16 protein-coding genes are annotated in these 18,041 nt (G+C 38.3%); 8 read left to right on the top strand and 8 right to left on the bottom strand.

The window, feature by feature from the left end; all coding sequences use genetic code 11:
* The first annotated feature begins 14 nt into the window (after positions 1-14).
* From EZL74_RS06970 to EZL74_RS06950, 5 genes are all read left to right on the top strand, one after another.
* Positions 15-1,100 (top strand): efflux RND transporter periplasmic adaptor subunit, encoded by a 1,086-nt coding sequence (locus EZL74_RS06970; RefSeq protein WP_131475882.1) that lies wholly within the window; start codon positions 15-17, stop codon positions 1,098-1,100.
* A 47-nt stretch (positions 1,101-1,147) separates the two neighbouring features.
* Positions 1,148-4,351 (top strand): efflux RND transporter permease subunit, encoded by a 3,204-nt coding sequence (locus EZL74_RS06965; protein WP_131475881.1) that lies wholly within the window; start codon positions 1,148-1,150, stop codon positions 4,349-4,351.
* An 11-nt stretch (positions 4,352-4,362) separates the two neighbouring features.
* Positions 4,363-4,668, top strand: coding sequence for a hypothetical protein (locus tag EZL74_RS06960; protein ID WP_131475880.1), 306 nt, complete (start codon positions 4,363-4,365; stop codon positions 4,666-4,668).
* A gap of 10 nt (positions 4,669-4,678) precedes the next feature.
* Entirely contained in the window at positions 4,679-4,864 is a 186-nt protein-coding gene (locus tag EZL74_RS06955; RefSeq protein WP_131475879.1) for a YgaP family membrane protein, read from the top strand.
* A 313-nt stretch (positions 4,865-5,177) separates the two neighbouring features.
* Positions 5,178-5,624 (top strand): KTSC domain-containing protein, encoded by a 447-nt coding sequence (locus tag EZL74_RS06950; RefSeq protein WP_131475878.1) that lies wholly within the window; start codon positions 5,178-5,180, stop codon positions 5,622-5,624.
* Positions 5,625-5,690: 66 nt separating this feature from the next.
* Here EZL74_RS06950 and EZL74_RS06945 read toward each other — a convergent pair whose 3' ends face one another.
* Complete coding sequence (locus EZL74_RS06945) at positions 5,691-6,545, bottom strand: leucine-rich repeat domain-containing protein (RefSeq protein WP_131475877.1); 855 nt, start codon at positions 6,543-6,545, stop codon at positions 5,691-5,693.
* A 204-nt stretch (positions 6,546-6,749) separates the two neighbouring features.
* Here EZL74_RS06945 and EZL74_RS06940 point away from each other — a divergent pair, with 204 nt between their 5' ends.
* Together EZL74_RS06940 and EZL74_RS06935 are read left to right on the top strand one after the other, a co-directional pair.
* Complete coding sequence (locus tag EZL74_RS06940; RefSeq protein ID WP_131475876.1) at positions 6,750-7,232, top strand: DUF1761 domain-containing protein; 483 nt, start codon at positions 6,750-6,752, stop codon at positions 7,230-7,232.
* Positions 7,233-7,287: 55 nt separating this feature from the next.
* Positions 7,288-8,433 (top strand): peptidogalycan biosysnthesis protein, encoded by a 1,146-nt coding sequence (locus tag EZL74_RS06935; protein ID WP_131475875.1) that lies wholly within the window; start codon positions 7,288-7,290, stop codon positions 8,431-8,433.
* A 28-nt stretch (positions 8,434-8,461) separates the two neighbouring features.
* On the opposite strand, the gene EZL74_RS06930 is transcribed toward EZL74_RS06935, so the two are convergent.
* Complete coding sequence (locus EZL74_RS06930; RefSeq protein ID WP_131475874.1) at positions 8,462-10,372, bottom strand: ABC-F family ATP-binding cassette domain-containing protein; 1,911 nt, start codon at positions 10,370-10,372, stop codon at positions 8,462-8,464.
* Positions 10,373-10,436: 64 nt separating this feature from the next.
* Here EZL74_RS06930 and EZL74_RS06925 point away from each other — a divergent pair, with 64 nt between their 5' ends.
* Positions 10,437-10,820, top strand: coding sequence for a DUF983 domain-containing protein (locus EZL74_RS06925; protein WP_131475873.1), 384 nt, complete (start codon positions 10,437-10,439; stop codon positions 10,818-10,820).
* Here EZL74_RS06925 and EZL74_RS06920 read toward each other — a convergent pair.
* The 6 genes from EZL74_RS06920 to EZL74_RS06895 form a co-directional block, all read right to left on the bottom strand.
* Positions 10,810-11,853, bottom strand: coding sequence for an NAD(P)/FAD-dependent oxidoreductase (locus EZL74_RS06920; protein WP_131475872.1), 1,044 nt, complete (start codon positions 11,851-11,853; stop codon positions 10,810-10,812). The genes EZL74_RS06925 and EZL74_RS06920 overlap by 11 nt on opposite strands.
* A 62-nt stretch (positions 11,854-11,915) precedes the next feature.
* Positions 11,916-12,893 (bottom strand): type IX secretion system ring subunit PorN/GldN, encoded by a 978-nt coding sequence (gene porN / locus EZL74_RS06915; protein WP_131475871.1) that lies wholly within the window; start codon positions 12,891-12,893, stop codon positions 11,916-11,918.
* A 44-nt stretch (positions 12,894-12,937) separates the two neighbouring features.
* Positions 12,938-14,482 (bottom strand): type IX secretion system motor protein PorM/GldM, encoded by a 1,545-nt coding sequence (gene porM, locus EZL74_RS06910; RefSeq protein WP_131475870.1) that lies wholly within the window; start codon positions 14,480-14,482, stop codon positions 12,938-12,940.
* Positions 14,483-14,541: 59 nt separating this feature from the next.
* Positions 14,542-15,171, bottom strand: a complete 630-nt coding sequence (gene porL / locus EZL74_RS06905) for a type IX secretion system motor protein PorL/GldL (protein WP_131475869.1) — start codon at positions 15,169-15,171, stop codon at positions 14,542-14,544.
* Between the two features lie 56 nt (positions 15,172-15,227).
* The gene (gene porK, locus EZL74_RS06900; protein WP_131475868.1) at positions 15,228-16,640 is read right to left on the bottom strand and encodes a T9SS ring complex lipoprotein PorK/GldK; all 1,413 of its coding nucleotides are present in this window, start codon (positions 16,638-16,640) and stop codon (positions 15,228-15,230) included.
* A 247-nt stretch (positions 16,641-16,887) separates the two neighbouring features.
* Entirely contained in the window at positions 16,888-18,039 is a 1,152-nt protein-coding gene (locus EZL74_RS06895; RefSeq protein WP_131475867.1) for a formimidoylglutamase, read from the bottom strand.
* Positions 18,040-18,041 lie beyond the last annotated feature (2 nt).

The raw sequence follows: 18,041 nt of genomic DNA, 5'->3' as shown, positions 1-18,041 counted from the left end.
TACCCATAATAATTATGAAAAAAACAATAACATCCCTTTTTCTTGCTGCATTCTTACTGATTTCCTGTGGAAAAGAGAAAAAAGAAGCAGCCAATAATGAACCCGCCATTGCTGTTAAAGTGAGTGGCATTGCAACAAACCACAACACTGATTTTGTAACGGCCAGTGGCAAAACAGAAGCCGAAAACAGTGCCAACGTCAGCACCCGCATGATGGGTTATGTGACCAGAATACACGTCAAAACAGGTCAGAAAGTGCATGCCGGTCAATTATTGGTCAGTATCAACAATACCGATTTGCAGGCCAAAAAGGCTCAGGTAGATGCCTCCATCCTGCAGGCTACAGCGGCCTACACCAATGCCAAAAAAGATTTTGAACGCTTTACCGCTTTGTTCAACCAACAAAGTGCTTCTCAAAAAGAGTTAGACGACATGACCTCGCGTTACGAAATGGCCAAAGCAGGTTTGGAAGGCGCCAAACAAATGCGCAACGAAGTCATGGCGCAGTTTTCTTATTCGAACATCACCGCTCCTTTTTCGGGCGAGGTGACTAACACCTTTGTGAAAGAAGGTGATATGGCCAACCCGGGAATGCCGTTGGTGAGTATTGAAGGCGCTTCGCATTTACAAGTGACCGCTATGGTAGCCGAAAGCGATATCAGTGCCGTTCACAACGGAATGAGGGTAAAAGTCCTGGTAAAATCAATACAACAAACCCTGAACGGAACGGTGTCGGAAGTGAGTACTTCGGCTAAAAATACCGGCGGACAGTATTTGGTCAAAATCAATTTAATCAACCCAACTCCGGAAGTGTTATCGGGTATGTTTGTGAACGTGCAGTTTCCTTTAGCCTGTAAAAAAGAATTGGCTAAAGACAAAAGCGATAAAGTCATGGTGCCCGAGAGTGCTTTGGTACGACAAGGACAACTGACCGGAATTTACACCGTGAGTAACAGAAACACGGCTATTTTACGATGGCTGCGTTTGGGAAAAACCTATGGCAACCAAGTGGAAGTGCTATCAGGGCTTTCGGCTGATGAAACGTACATTGTTTCCGCCGAGGGAAAATTATATAACGGAGCAAAAGTCAGTATACAGTAATCCGTATACAGATGCAGTTTTCAGTTAAAAATTTAAAGTAAAAAATTATGCAAGAAGGTATATCAGGTAAAATAGCTCACTTTTTCATCAACTCTAAATTAACCATACTGTTGATGGTAGCGTTGATGATTATAGGCGTATACAGTTCGTTTTTGATTCCGCGTGAGGAAGAGCCTCAGATTAACGTACCGATGGCCGATGTCATGGTAGGTTATCCGGGAGCCAACCCTACCGAAGTGGAAAGTCGCGTGGTAAAACCGTTGGAGAAAATCATTTCCAACATCAAAGGCGTAGAACATGTGCACAGTATGGCCATGAACGGTCAGGCGATGCTGATTGTGCAATTTTATGTGGGTCAGGATGTAGAACGTTCCTATGTAAAATTGTATGATGAATTGGCCAAACATGACAACATGTTTCCGCAAGGTGTTTACAAACCGATGGTCAAAACACGTTCTATAGACGATGTTCCCATGCTGGGGTTAACCTTGTGGAGCGAAAAATTATCCGATTTTGAATTGCGTCAATTAGCAGAGGAAGTTACATCGGAAATAGAAAAAGTAAAAGATGTAGCCATCACCAAGGAAATCGGCGGAAGAACCCGCGAAGTAAAAGTGATACTCGACAAAGATAAAATGGCCGAAAACGGCGTGGATGCTTTGGGTATTATGCAAATGATACAAGCCAACAACGGCAGTTCGCAATCGGGCAGTTTTGTGAATAACGACAAGGAATATTTGGTAACCACCGGACAGTTTTTAAAAACCACCGAAGATGTAGAAAACCTAGTCGTTGGTGTAAATGCTAATATGCCGGTATATTTAAAACAAGTGGCCTCAGTGCAAGACGGACCGGCCACACCGAGCAGTTATGTTTCCTTTGGTTATGGCAAAGCCAACGAAAAGTTCAAAACAGCCAAATCGGAATATCCTGCGGTTACGATATCCGTTGGCAAGGTAAAAGGCGCCGATGCGATGAAAATTTCGGAGCAGATTCTTGACCGTGTTAACCAGTTGAAAAAAAGTCTGATTACCGATGATGTGCATGTGGAAGTCACCCGTAATTACGGGGAAACCGCATCGGATAAAGTAGGTGAATTGTTGCTGCACTTGGGCATAGCCATTATAGCCGTAACCCTTTTAGTCATTTTGGCGATGGGCTGGCGTGGCGGACTGGTGGTGTTCTTCTCGGTACCGTTGACATTTGCACTGACCTTGTTTGCTTACTATTTATTGGGCTATACTTTGAACCGAATTACGCTTTTCGCTCTAGTCTTCGTGGTGGGTATCGTGGTGGATGACAGTATCATCATTGCCGAAAACATGCACCGCCATTTTAAAATGAAGCGACTGCCTTTTAAGCAAGCGGCTATTTATGCCATTAATGAAGTGGGGAATCCTACCATTTTGGCCACCTTTACCGTTATAGCCGCCATACTCCCTATGGCTTTTGTTTCGGGGATGATGGGACCTTATATGAGTCCGATGCCGATTGGTGCTTCGATTGCCATGTTGCTTTCGTTGTTTGTGGCTTTAACGGTTACCCCTTATTTGGGTTATCATTTGTTGCAGGAAAAAGAAGCTCAGGAGCACAAAGCCGAACAAGGTTTGGAAACTTCATTCATTTACAAACTGTATAACAAACTGGAAAGACCTTTATTGGACAGTTCTAAAAAAAGAAGAATCCTGGTAGGAATTACGGTTCTGTTATTGTTGGGTTCAGTAACGATGTTCTTTACCAAATCGGTAGTCGTAAAAATGTTGCCCTTTGACAATAAAAACGAATTTCAGGTGGTGATTGACATGCCTGAAGGTACGACATTAGAAAGAACGGCGGCGGTAACTCAGGAAATTGCCCAATACCTTGCTACTGTTCCCGAAGTTGTCAATTACCAATACTATATAGGCACCTCTGCTCCTATTACCTTTAACGGGCTGGTTCGTCATTACGACCTGCGCGGCGGCAGTAATATGGCCGATATCCAAGTGAATTTATTGCACAAAGAAGACCGTGATTTGCAAAGTCATTCCATAGCGAAATTGGTACGTCCAGAAGTGCAAAAGATTGCCAAAAGATATGGTGCCAATGTAAAAATCATTGAAGTACCGCCGGGACCACCGGTATTATCAACTTTGGTTGCCGAAATCTACGGTCCGGATTACAAAGACCAAATTAAAGTGGCCAACCAGGTAAAAAACATTTTAGAAACTACCACAGATATCGTAGATGTGGATTGGATGACCGAAGACAATCAAACCGAATACCGCCTGGAAGTAGATAAAGAAAAAGCCATGCTGAATGGTGTAGCGCCGCAGCAGGTCGTGGGTAATTTGACTTACCTGCTGAAAGAATATCCGGTTTCCAATCTTTATGCGGAAAACTCGAATGACAATGTGGGTATTGTTCTCTCTTTGGATGATAAAGATAAAACCTCGTTGCAGGATATTGAGAATTTAAAAATAAAAGGAAGTCATGGCAATGTAGTACCGGTGAGTGACCTGGTGAAAGTTGTTGAGGACACTTTACAAAAAACCATTTACCGCAAAGATCAAAAAAGGGTGGTTTATGTAACGGCTGATATGGCCGGCGCATTGGAAAGTCCGGTATACGCTATATTGGGCATGAATGAAAAGCTGCAAAAAATGCAGTTGCCTAAAGGCTATAAAGTCAACGAATTGTATATGGAGCAACCTTCGGACGAAAGCGATTTTACTGTAAAATGGGATGGAGAGTGGCAGATAACACTGGAAGTATTCCGGGATTTGGGCGTTGCCTTTTTGGTGGTTATTGTAATTATTTACATGCTCATTGTGGGTTGGTTTCAAAACTTTAAAACACCGATGGTCATGATGATGGCAATTCCGCTGTCATTAATCGGAATTGTTTTGGGTCACTGGTTGTTGGGTGCTTTCTTTACCGCTACGTCGTTTATCGGAATGATAGCCTTGGCGGGCGTTATGGTTAGGAACTCAGTGCTGCTGATTGACTTTATTGAAATCCGATTACAGGAAGGCATTGCATTGAAACAAGCCATTATTGAAGCGGGAGCGGTGCGAACTACTCCTATCCTACTGACCACCGGAGCTGTAGTCATCGGTGCCTCTATTATATTATTTGATCCCATATTTCAAGGATTGGCGATATCATTGGTATTTGGTGCCATAGTTTCTACAATTCTAACCTTATTGGTTGTACCCATAATCTATTATGTAACCGAGAGAAAGAAATGGGAAAAAACCAATACGAATTAAAACACAACATCATGAAATTAGTAATCATCAATGCTATACAGGAGTTTGATCCTATCATCAAACAATTATTGAAGCAGGCCCAAGTGCATACTTTTTCCTATCGCAGCGTCATTGGCTACCGGGACAACAGTGATGACGCGTTGGAAAGCAATTGGTTTGCTTCTGAAATGCATGAAACCGAATCGGTTTTGTTTTATGCTTTTGTTCCTTCGGAGCGAGTAGATTCTTTATTTGAATTGGTTCACTCGTTTAATCAAAGTCAAACAACTATTTCAAAAATACATATAGCAGTTTTAAACATCGAAAAATCAAATTAATTCAGAAGTTATGAAAAACAGAATCGTCAGAGCCGTAGCCGGCACATTCATCCTTGTGAGTCTTTTATTGGCTCATTATGTCAATCCCAATTGGCTTTGGTTCACCGCTTTTGTGGGAGCCAATCTGCTTCAGTCTTCAATAACCCGTTGGTGTCTGATGGAAGACATTTTGGAAAAACTGGGCGTCAAAGATTAAAAAGCCTTTGTCGACAACCACTCATAAGCCGTAATTCAAAATTTACAATACCCCCTTTTTATTTTCCTGAACAGTTTCCGGTCATGCCTCTATTTGGTTTATTACTTACAAGGCCGGAAACCGGGAAAAGCTACCGTTGATTTTTCGATTTTATTTCAAAAAAAACACATAACCATCTATTTTACAATTATTTACCAATTGATTAGATACTGTAAATTAAAACCCTATCTTTGCGACCGAAATGCGGTAAGCGTTATCGCAAAAATTGAAGCCCTACTGAAAAGCAGGGATTTTTTATTGGTACACTATGAATATGAAAAAAATTGTTGAGTACAGAGCGTTACTCGGCGTTACAAAAACAGCCACTTTAAAAGAGCTGAAAACCATTTACCGCAACAGCATGAAAGATAGTCATCCTGATACGATAGCGGATGCCGAAGAACGTCATTTGGCGGAGGAAAGAAGTAAAGAGATTATTGCGGCCTATCATTTTTTGGTCAGTATTGCTCCGGAAACACTAGAGAAAGACAGAGCCGAATACAACCGCATTACGAGCAGTACTAATATTGCCGATTTTTACTATGAAAACAGCGTGTTGTACATTACTTTTTTGGATGGAAATTCGTTTGAGTTTTTCGGTGTTTTACGTCCAACATACATCAAAATGATTAATGCCGAATCACCGAGCCGTTTCGCACGCAGACACATTTACAACGATTACATCTATCGAAGCACTTCAAAATTACTAGCTGCCGAATAGTTAAAATAAAAAAGGCTTGAGATTATCTCAAGCCTTTTTTGTCCCAACAAAATTAAAAATATGATATTATTCGTCTGCAGCAAAAGCTGAGTTTTTATCTATACTCACTTTTAGTGTAGTAGCCACACCTTGTTCGTTTACCATGGTCATGTTTAAGGCATCTAACTTAGACAGGTTTTTAGAAACAAAACCATTGAACATGTTATACGAAATATTCATTTCTTTAAGATTGTGTAATTTTTCCAAATCAAAAGGCACGGTACCTTCCATTTTGTTTTCAAACAAACTCAAGGTTTCCAATGCTGCCAGATTAGAAATTTCTTTATCCAATTTTCCGGTAAGCTTGTTACTGCTCAACAACAATTCTTTTAATGCTGTCAATTTGTAGTAGGAAGCCGGAATATTTCCTTCAATTTCGTTATTGTAAAGCGAAAGTTTCTCTAAACCGGATAAGTTACCGATGCTTGCCGGTAGTTGCCCGGTCAATCGGTTCATGTGCATTTCAATTGTCTTAAGTTGAGTTGCATTACCCAATGTTTCCGGTAAAGCGCCCGACACCTGGTTAAAAGCTACATTCAACATTGTTAAGTTTTTTAAATTACCAATGGTAGCCGGCAGTGGTCCGGTGATGCTGTTTCTGAAAAGATTCAACACCTTTAATGAAGTCAAATCACCCAATTCGTTAGGCAATTGTCCTACAAGATTATTATTGACTAATTTGAGTGACACCACTTTGTCATCCTGGATTCCGACACCATACCAAGTAGCAACCGGTGCTTTCAAATCCCATTTATTGGTCCATTGTGAACCTTTAGTAGTTTTGTAGAGTTTTAGTAAGGCATTTTTCTCTGTGGTTGATATCTCGGCGAATACCGAAACAGAAACCAGCAGGATAGCAGCATAAGTAAAAATAGTTTTCATATAGGTTTACGATTTTGGGTTAATGACGAAGTAAAACTATAAGAATATCCGTTTAAAAACAAAAATAATCGACAAAATGCATTTTGTTATGATTTTTTTACTTTTTTATCCTACAAAAATCAAAAATTCTTGTTAAAATAAAATCGGAAACGGTATTTATATTTTTTTGTTACTTTTGAAACACTAACCAAAACACATAAAATTATGAACGTCAATTTTTTAGCTTTACTACTAGCTTCCTTATCTACATTAGTTGTGGGATTCATTTGGTACAATCCGAAAGTTTTCGGAACTATATGGATGAAAGAAACCGGACTGACTCCGGAGGACGGAAAAGACTTTAACATGATTAAAATCTTTGGGCTTTCCATTGTTTATGCTTTTTTAATTTCTTTTGTTCTGCAAATGGTAACTATTCATCAGTTTGGTGCCTTGGGCATGGTAGGTGGCGACCCCTCAAAAGCGCTTCCTTCCTACAATGCTTTTATGGCTGATTACGGAACAGCGTACAGAACTTTTAAACACGGAGCATTTCACGGCTTCATGACCGGTTTATTAATGATATTTCCGGTAATAGGCACCGGTGCTTTGTATGAACAAAAAAGTTTCAAATATGTTATGGTGACCAGTGGGTTTTGGATCGTTTGTTTTACTATTATGGGCGGAATCATTTGTATGATGCAATAATTAACATTTTATTATACCCCAATCGCTCTACATTTGTGGAGCGATTTTTTTTATTTTGGATACACACACTTTCAAAATTTATGCTTCAATTACTGAACTTCCGGGGTCTTGGGATGCGGTTGCGGTTGAGAATGCCTTTTTGCAAACCCCATACCTTAGGGTACTTGAAGAATCAGCTCCCACCAATATGCAGTGTTTTTACATTGGCATATTTGAAAAAACAACATTAATCGGGGTAGCTTTGGCGCAATATCTTAACCTGAACCAACTTGAATCGTTCGGTGAAAGGGATCAATGTTTAAAAACAACCGTTCGGAATTTTGTCTTTAAGAACTTTGCTTCTCATGTGTTATTTCTGGGCAACAATATGATTACGGGCCAAAATGGTTATGTATTCAACAAAAACATTGATGCTAAAAACATCAGCGAACTACTGGTGGCCTGTGCAACCGAAATCATTCATTTTTTCAAAAAACAGCAGATCACCATTCATATTGTATCTTTTAAAGATTTCTACCAACATTGTGCTGAAGAACTGAAACAATACGCATTTGCATCGATGTACGAGTTCACAACACAACCTAATATGATTTTTGATTTGCCTGAATCCTGGGAAACCCATGAGGATTATACAGCTGCTTTTTCTAAAAAATACCGTGACCAATACAAACGCTCTCACAAAAAAATTGAGGGAATAGTTACCCGCGAATTATCATTAGCCGAAATACATTCAAACGAGGAACGCATTTATGAATTGTATCATCATGTAGCCAAAAATGCCCCTTTCAACACTTTCTTTTTGGCAAAGAACCATTTTTCGACTTTTAAAAAGCAATGCGGAGAACACTTCGTATTGTGTGGTTATTTTTCAGATGAAAAACTAATAGGATTCCATACTCTGCTCTTGAACGGCGATATTCTGGAAACCTACTTTTTGGGTTATGACGAACAGATTCAAAAAGAAAAAATGCTCTACCTGAACATGCTGTATAACATGACTAAATACGGCATTGAGCATCGATTCAGAAAAATTATTTTTGGCCGAACCGCACTGGAGATTAAAAGTTCAGTAGGAGCCAAACCGGTAATAATGACCGGATTCATTTACCACACCAACAAATGGATCAACAAACTAATGTCGAGAATATTTCCGAAACTTGAACCCAGTTTGGTTTGGCAGCAACGGCATCCTTTCAAATAAAAAGAGCCTCGTTTGAAGCTCTTTCAGGTTACAAATTATCAATCTCTTCCTGAACTTTTTCCCAATCTTCGAGTAATTTATCCAGTTCTGTTTTCTTTTTATTATAGGCTATGAAGAAATCGGCATTTTCAATATGCTTGTCGTAATTAGACGCGAGTTCCTTGTCATCATTCTGAATATCGATTTCAAGCTGCTTGATTTGACTTTCAATTTTGCTCAATCGATTTTGCAATGATTTGCTTTTCTTCTGGTCTTCATAAGAAACGTTCTTATTCTCTTTGGCAGAATTTGAATTGACAACCACATCCTTTTTTTCGATTTCGCGCATATTAGCCGCATTTCGTTGTTCGAGGAAGTAATTTATATCGCCTAAATATTCTTTTATTTTTTGGTCTTTGAATTCGTAAACGATATTTGACATTCCCTGAAGAAAATCCCTGTCGTGCGACACCAAAAGCAAGGTGCCTTCATATTTTTGCAAAGCAGCTTTTAAAACGTTTTTTGATTTAATATCGAGGTGGTTGGTAGGCTCATCCATCACTAAAACATTGATAGGCTGTAACAACAGTTTACACAACGCCAAACGATTTCGCTCTCCACCCGAAAGTACTTTTACCTTCTTCTCCACATCATCCCCGCGAAACAAAAAGGCCCCGAGCATATCGCGTACTTTGGATCGATTGCTGTCGTTGGCTGCATTGGTCATGGTTTCCAACAAAGTAATTTCTCCGTCTAAATATTCTGCCTGATTTTGGGCAAAATATCCCAATTGTACGTTGTGTCCTAATTTTATAGAGCCTTCAAACTCAAACTCGTTGACTATGGCTTTGATGAAAGTAGATTTCCCCTGACCGTTTTGTCCGACGAATGCTATTTTGGAACCGCGTTCCACCAAAAGAGAAATATCTTTTAAGATGGTTTTATCGCCATAAGCTTTAGTGACATGTTCGGCTTCAATAACTACTCTGCCGGGCGTCATAGAAACCGGAAATGAAATGTTCATTACTGAATTATCATCTTCATCAACCTCAATTCTTTCTACCTTGTCTAATTTTTTTATCAGCGATTGCGCCATGGAAGCTTTTGAGGCTTTGGCACGGAATTTTTCGATTAACTTTTCGGTTTCTTCAATCTTTTTAGCCTGATTTTTTTGAGTGGCCAATTGCTTTTCACGGATTTCTTCGCGCAGCACTAAATATTGAGAATACGGTTTATTAAAGTCGTATGCTTTACCTAAGGAGATTTCGATGGTGCGGTTGGTGACATTGTCCAGAAACATTTTATCATGCGATACGATTACCACTACGCCCGGGAAGTTTCTTAAAAAACCTTCAAGCCAAATGATACTTTCGATATCAAGGTGGTTGGTAGGCTCATCCAGCAAAAGAATATCATTGGATTGCAGCAACAGTTTAGCCAATTCGATACGCATACGCCAACCGCCCGAAAAGGTATCGGTTTGATTATTGAAATCTTCGCGTTTGAATCCCAATCCCAAGAGAATTTTCTCGGTATCGCCCACATAATTATAACCGCCCAGAATTTCATAATGGTGGGTTACATCACTCAACTGTTCAATCAAATCGGAATAACTTTGACTTTCATAATCGGTACGTGTGGCCAATTGGTGGTTAATCTCATCAATTTTTAATTCGGCTCTTTTGATTTCTTCAAAGGCCTGATAAGCCTCTTCGAGTACGGTTCTTCCTTTTACGAAATCTATGTCCTGGCGAAGAAATCCGATTTTGACCTCTTTCTCGGTGGCAATACTACCGCTATCGGGTTTAAAATCGCCTGCCAAAATTTTGAGCATGGTTGATTTACCTGCTCCGTTTTTTCCCACCAGTCCTACTCTGTCTCCCGAACCCAAACGAAAAGTCACCTCTTCAAAAAGATACGTACCTCCAAACGAAACCGATAAATTGTGTATGTTTAACATAATGATTGCAACAAAAGTTTAGTAAAAACTTTCTATAAAGTATCTTTGTATAAAATTTATGCAAATGTTAAAAAAAGGATCCAAACTAAATAGTATTTTAACAGGAAGTTGCCCCAGATGCCAAGAAGAAAGCATGTATGTGGACCCGAATCCGTATCATCTTAAGAACATTTACACTATGCACGAGGAATGTAGCCATTGTAAGTTGCGTTATCAAATAGAGCCTTCGTTTTTTTATGGTGCTATGTATGTAAGTTATGCCCTGACGGTAGCCATTGGTGTAACCGCATTCATAATTTCACATGTTTTTATTGGCTTGGAATTACTTCATTCTTTTGTTGCCATTATTTTAGCGTTATTTATCTTAATGCCGGTAACGGCGAGGTTAGCCCGAAACATTTACATTAATATTTTTGTGCATTACGACAAAAATGCATCTAAGAAATAGCATATCTTTTTATATCTACACCTTTATCTAAAGGCTTATTATTTTCGATATAATTGTATAAATCCAGAGCCATTGCCGGTGCCAACATCACTCCACGGGTCCCGAGACCATTTAGAATATGGATGTTATTGTACTTAGAATGGGTCCCCAATAGAGGCCGTCTGTCTTTCACAGTAGGACGTACTCCCGCGAGATGTTCAACAATTTCAAACTCACACATCAACAACTCTTTAATGCGACAGATGAGTTCCTGCTTACCCTCTTCGGTTGGTGTTGGAGTTTTATCATCCCAATTGTATGTAGCGCCTACTTTGAAAAGATGATTTCCTAAAGGTAAAATAAAAATACTGGTGTTTACAATAACATCTAAGTCCAAATCAGGAGCTTTAATGATGAATAATTCTCCTTTAGTACCATCAAGAGGCAGATGCCTGAAAAATGGATTAGCATGCATCCCAAATCCTTCAGCAAAGACAATATGTTTAGCTTTCAGGTTTTCATACACGACATAGTCCTCAGAAACTTGTAGTTGCGAATGTTTGAATTCTTCTTCGATAAAAGACCCCTGATTTTTGAGATAGGAATGATACTTTTCTATCAATGTATTGGTATCTACATAACCGGTGTGCAAAACCTCACCATAGCCGAAAGGAGCTTCAATAGAGACGAATTGTTTTTGAATAATAGTAGTAGAAAGAAATGGAGATAAATTTGGTTTATCGGAAGCGGCAAACCAATTATTCTGTTCTTCTACGGAGAAGAATTTTCTATAAATGGGTAACTTAAAATCAACGGAAACCGCGAGTTTTTTTTCGATTCGTTTATAGAAATCATCAGCCAAAATCAGTTGATGATTGGCATTCCAAACCTGGCTGAATCTTTTCAGAATAACAGGATTGTATAAACCACCCGCCACCACAGACGAGTTTTGTGAATGATTTTCAAAAACCATATATGATTTCTGATGCTGTGAAAGTACTTCGGCAAAAGCAATACCGGCCAACCCTGAACCTACAATTATATAATCTAACATAATTTTAAACTAAAAAACTCCCACCAAAGGTGAGAGTTTTTTATCATTTATAATACTATATTTTAGTAATTCCACATATCAGACTCAAAGTTTCGAATTTTCTCTTTGATTCTTTCCGATTCCAAAAGTTGATTTTGGGCATTGTCTTTCATATAGTCAGCCACTTGTCTGTCGCCGTAAACGTTCTCTTCTTTGTAAATTTCTCCGTTAAACCTGCGGGAATTCAACAAATGATCAAAAGTAATCGGCATAGCTGAGTTTTTATCATTAAAAGCTTTGGCTTCATGAAGTATGTCTCTTATAGCCGGGAAATATACCCAGAACAACTCGATAACATCACCATTTTCCTTACCAATATCTCTGGCTTCAGGCGCAACCGGACATATAGCCAATAATCTGTATTTTAACTCACCCTGACGTTTGTCAAAGTACCAATACCCTTTTATTTTATACCCTGAAATATCCTGAGCAGACAATTCTCTTTTGTCAATATATTGAGCATCTAAAACGGCTGCAGGAGCTGCAGGAACAGTTTCGGTAACCCAAGCTTTCCCTTTTTTAACTTTACGAGTAGTCGATTTAGGGTAGAATTCATCGTAGTGATCATTGATGTAATCTTTACCGGCAGGTATAGTATCAATGAAAGTAAAAGATGAACTCATATCCTTAAAGGTCTTTTTGGTATTAAAATAATCATCCGTATACACTTCAGTTATTTTACCATTTTTAATGTTCTTAATAAGGACATCAAACAAAGATCTTCTGTCTTTTCCAACGAAAGCAGTATCTATAGGATAGTATAATGGAAAATTAATTCTTTGATCTATATCAATCATTTCCCAGATTGCTTTACCCATCAACACATCTCTATCGTGAACATAACCATAAGGTAATGGCTTATCATTATCAGAAATTAATTGCGCGGGAGTCTTTTTACCAATCTCATCGGGAGTTTTGGCGTTAAGCAGATTAGACTGAGCCATAGAACTAAAACTCATTGCTAATGCAGATGCCGCGAATAATAGATTTTTAATTTTCATAATTTTCAAAATAAGTTATAGTAGGTATTGATAACTCAAAACAATTATTGAATTTCAAATACTACAGGGGCAGCATCTTGAGTTTTAACTCTGGCTTCACCACCGGCAATTTTTGTTTTGATTTCAGAAATTGTAATTTGATCTCCTCTTGTTACACGGTTTAATGCAGCAGCACACTGAGCATTTACTCTGTCACCGCTAACAACTACAGCAGGTTGACCAGGTGCTTTGAAAGTAAATCCTGTAACTTGGAATTTCAAGTCGTACAAGAAATCTTTTAATTCAGCGCTAACCTGAGAAACTGCTAAACGAGATTTAGCACCTTTGATTACACCGGTTTGACCACCGATTGCACCAGCAGGAGCAGGAATGTTTTTAATTCTGAATGCTTTTTTGTCTACTACTGATTTACCATCAGACATTTTCCCGGTTACAGAAACGATTACTTCAGTACCAGATCCCGGATTCAAGTTGTACTTACCATTACCACCGGCTTTAGACAAACCAGGAGCAGAAGCAGTAACATTATTATCTGAAATACCCGCAAATGAAATAGTCATAGGATTATCCAAACCTCTGTACACAACATTCATTTTATCAGCAGATATGTTAGCAGAATTCGGACGAGGAACTACAACATATTTACCTTCGAACGGTAGAGGAATAGTTTCACCATCTTGAACGAATGTAAACTTACCACTAATCTTTTGTTCTCCAACAGCACCAGCAGTCATATCGATTACCGCTTGACCGTTTACAATTTTACCCGGACCTTGGAAACCAGTAGGTTTAGTATTGGCATCATATTTACCCAATACAACTTTACCGGTTACTTTTTCACCTTGGAAATAAGCGCTTTTGTCAAGAACAACCATAGCAGTGAAATTCTTCATAGAAGATGCCTCAACAGCAGCTTTACCTAACAAAATACTGTACACATCAGCTTCAGCTTTCTTGATATCATTTTGCCAAGAAGTTAATTTAGCTAAAGAAGCAATTGAAGGAAAATGTTCAAAGTGGTAAGAAAGGTATTTTTTGGTAACACCTTCATGGTCTTTAACATCTTTAGTATCAAACTTAGAATTTAATTCAGACATTACACCACTCAATTTGCTGTTGTTACCGATGATAGCTTTCATGTCTGTTTTGTATTTCTCAATGGTCTCAACGATATTTTTTCCTTGTGGAGAATACCCATCACCTTCAAACCAATGTTCGTCAATGTAAGAACCTTTGTCCATTGCTTCATATGGCAACTTACCAGTTTCCTTGTCTACCTCAACACCATTGGTTGCATCAGCTTTTAATTTATTGATGTACTCATAAAATTTCTTGGTCACTTCTGCAACCTTGTGCGCTTCAGCTGCTACTTCAACAAAGTGCGCATCCTCGCCAGCCTTTTTATCTAAAGCCGCTAGCATAGCTTCATTTGTAGTCAAAGCAGAAGCATTTGAACTTTCAAATTTTTCATTCATTAATCCAAAAGCTGACAATACTTCTTTTGACATGTTTAATGCCAACATTGCGATGAAAACCAAGTACATCAGGTTAATCATCTTCTGTCTAGGGGTTAGTTTTCCTCCTGCCATTTTTTCTAATTAGTTTAATATTATTATTTTGATTGTAAAATATATAGTTAAAAAACTAATTATCTGTTACTCATCGCAGAAAGCATACCTCCGTAAACATTGTTCAATGAAGACAAGTTGGAAGTTAAAGACTGCATTTGATCTTTTAATTTTAAGTTGTTTTCAGCAACCTCATTGTTAATTTGTGCGTTTCTTTCAGCACTTTGCAATTGAACTTGGTACAAACCATTAAGCGTTTCTAATTGGCTAGCAGCTTTGGTCATTTCTTCAGCATATTTCTTTTGACCTGCCATTGCATCAACTGTAGGAGAAATTGACTTAGCAGCGCCTTCAAAATTTCTGATACTATTTCCTAGGCTTTCCATCAATTGAGCATCGATTTTAGCTTCTTTCAACATGTTGTCTAATTTTTGAGACAATAACCCTTGTGCATCTTTAGCATCCTCTTTTTTCTCTCTTGGTTTACTTTCGCCACCTGCTAATTCAGGATACACTAATGACCAATCTAATTCTTTATCTACAGGATCAAACGCTGATAAACCGAAAATCAAAGCCTCAACTGAAAGACCAACAATAAGCATAGCACTCGCTCCTGTCCAGTGTTGTATTTTGAATAATGCTCCAACGATTACAACAGCCGCCCCCATACCGTAAGCGAAATTCATTGTTTTTTTGCTTAATAATGCCATAATAATAAAAATTTTTTAGTTAGTTAAGTTAATATAAATTAAGTTGGTTTTAAAAATTACTTTTTAGGTGCTTTACCGTTTTTTGTCACTTGAGTTCCCATGTAATCTTGAACTGTACGGAACCCTATGTAACTTCTGGCGGTATCTGCGTATTCAAAATCTCTGGTTCCCACCTGAAGGAAGTAAGCTACGTCTTTCCAAGAACCGCCTCTAACTACCTTTCGCATGTTTTTCAGGTCAGGTACATTAGGATTCATTGAAGACACATATTCATAAGCAGCAGCATCATACGATGAATCAGTCCACTCAGCTACGTTACCGGCCATGTTGTACAAATTGTATCCGTTTGGCTCATATGACTTAGCTTCAACTGTGTACAAAGCCTGATCAGCAGCATAATCACCACGGTTAGGTTTGAAATTTGCCAAGAAACAACCTCTGTCATTTTTAGCATACGGTCCACCCCATGGGAATGTACCTGACTCCAGACCACCTCTTGCCGCATATTCCCACTCAGCCTCTGTTGGCAAACGGAATGAATTAATTAAATCCTGGTGCTTTTTCTTCGATTTGATGTAGGTATTTTTATTCAAAGTTCTCCAAGCACAGAATGCTTTTGCCTGCTTCCAGTTAACACCTACCACCGGATAATCTCCGTATGCCTGGTGCCAAAAATAATCATTGTGCATTGGCTCATTGTATGAATAAGCAAAATCCTTAATCCACACGGTAGTATCCGGATAAACCTCTTGTTGCTCAGTTCTGATGAATGAACTTCTTTTTCCGACTTTAGCCTTAGCCGCAGCCTGTATATCCATCCAAGAATATCTGAACTTCAATTTTTTTACATCTATCGTTCTCAAACCATTGAAAGACTCAGCAACCGGCAAATACATACTATCCATTACTTCAGTGTAATATTCATCGGGATATTTACTGGTTTCTTTGATAAGCTTAACTTTTCTGTTTAGTCTTCTACCGGCATACGGATCGTCATCTGTCCCAACACTATAGTAGTTCTCATACATATATTTGTCATAAGGAGTCATCTTAGCCGGATCAGTATCATTGAAAGCATAATCTCCGATGCTTCCTCCCTTTCCTCCGCCTTTACCACCTTTACCGGTAGCTGTCTGACCCACTTCATCTGCAAGAATAGCCAAACGAACTCTAATTGTAGAGTCCTTAACCCATTCTACAAACTGACGGTATTCACTATTGGTGATTTCAGTCTCATCCATATAAAAAGATCTAACCGTAACCGTTTTAGTTGGCGCATCTTGTATATTAGCGGGATCGTCGTCAGATTTTCCCATAATGTAAGCACCACCAGGTATTAACGTCATCCCGTAAGGCTTCTCAGGATGCCATTTTTTTCCTTTAACTCCTACTAACTCACCTTTGTCGCTTGATCCTCCACAGCTCGTTAATAAAGCTAAAAATGATGCGAATGCAATGAACTTCTTCATATAAATTGGGGTTATTTGAATATTCTATTTTTTAAGGGCGTAAACCTATTTATTATTTTTCAAAAAAACAATTATAAAATCAAAAATTAATTAACATGCCAAAGCTAAAATTAATTCTCGTAATAAAAAAATATTTTACCGACAAAACAACCAAAAATATCGACAAAATGCACTTATAAATATTATTTGTAAGTGTTTTATCTATTACATATTGTTTGCTACTTTGTTTTTTATCTGATTTTTATTCCTAAAGGCTATTCTTTCGTTGTGCTTTCCACCATCTTTCGGGGATTTCCTGATTACAAGCACTCAGATATTCCTCATGAGAACATGGTAATAACGTGTTTTTTTTCAATTTATTGTGTTGGCCGGAAAAAATATTTATTTCAATCCACCAACGATCCGTTTTATTACTCTTGTAAAACACCAACTCTTCATTTTCGAGCGGAACGATGTACTTTAAATAATGCTCTCTGGTTCCAAAAGGATATTCATTAGAACGATAATTCACTCCTTCTATAAAATACCATATAATTTGTGCAATAAGAACGGCTTCTTCTTTTTTATTGTTGTGATTAAAAATCCCTAACGAACTCACTTTATCACTTATTCCGGCATATCTTGACAAGCTGCAAATCTCTTTACCGTCAAATCCGTTGGGGGTAAAAGTAATAAAATTTCCTGAATATGAAGACTTTACAGAATTTAAATCGATACTCACTATATCAGCATCTCTGAAAACCGGCTCTGCTAATTCTATATTGTTTGAAATTTCTCCCAAACGATAAGCATCAAAATACAGCTTCTCGATTAAATCGATTTCTTCCTGAGAGTTATAATAGGTTTGATAACCAACATTGCAATAATTGAAAAGATTATTAGGCTCGTCTAAAATGATTTTAGACAAATATGAATCTGATGAGATTCCTTGTTCCTGCTTTCCGAAATCAAACTTACTGTCTATGGTCACCAGGTTAACCATTTGTTCCAAATGATCATATCCTCTGTATAAGGCATAGGTCAAATCTTGTGTCCCTCCCAATACTATGGGTATAATCCCTTTTCGGATTAATTTGGAGGCTACTTTCTGTAACGCAAAAAATGTATCTTCCAGTGAATTTCCGGGTAGTATATCACCCAAATCAGCAATAGAACTTTGCCAATTTCCGGGGAACAAGCTGTACAATTCCTTCCGAATGGCCATCAAATCAACTTCTTCAAAAGCTTTTGAATCACCTCTGTTCTCAAGAACTCCGACAACAGCAACCTTAATCTGGTCGGTATCGGGAAATTCTTTATCGGTATGAAAAGCTACTTTACTTCCCAAATGTTGCGAAGACAGTCCTTTTACGTATTGAATAATTGCATCATCTACAGGTGACAAAAAATCAAATTCCATAG

This window comes from Flavobacterium silvisoli, assembly GCF_004329815.1.
Lineage (GTDB): Bacteria > Bacteroidota > Bacteroidia > Flavobacteriales > Flavobacteriaceae > Flavobacterium > Flavobacterium silvisoli.
This window is presented reverse-complemented; position numbering and strand designations above follow the sequence as displayed.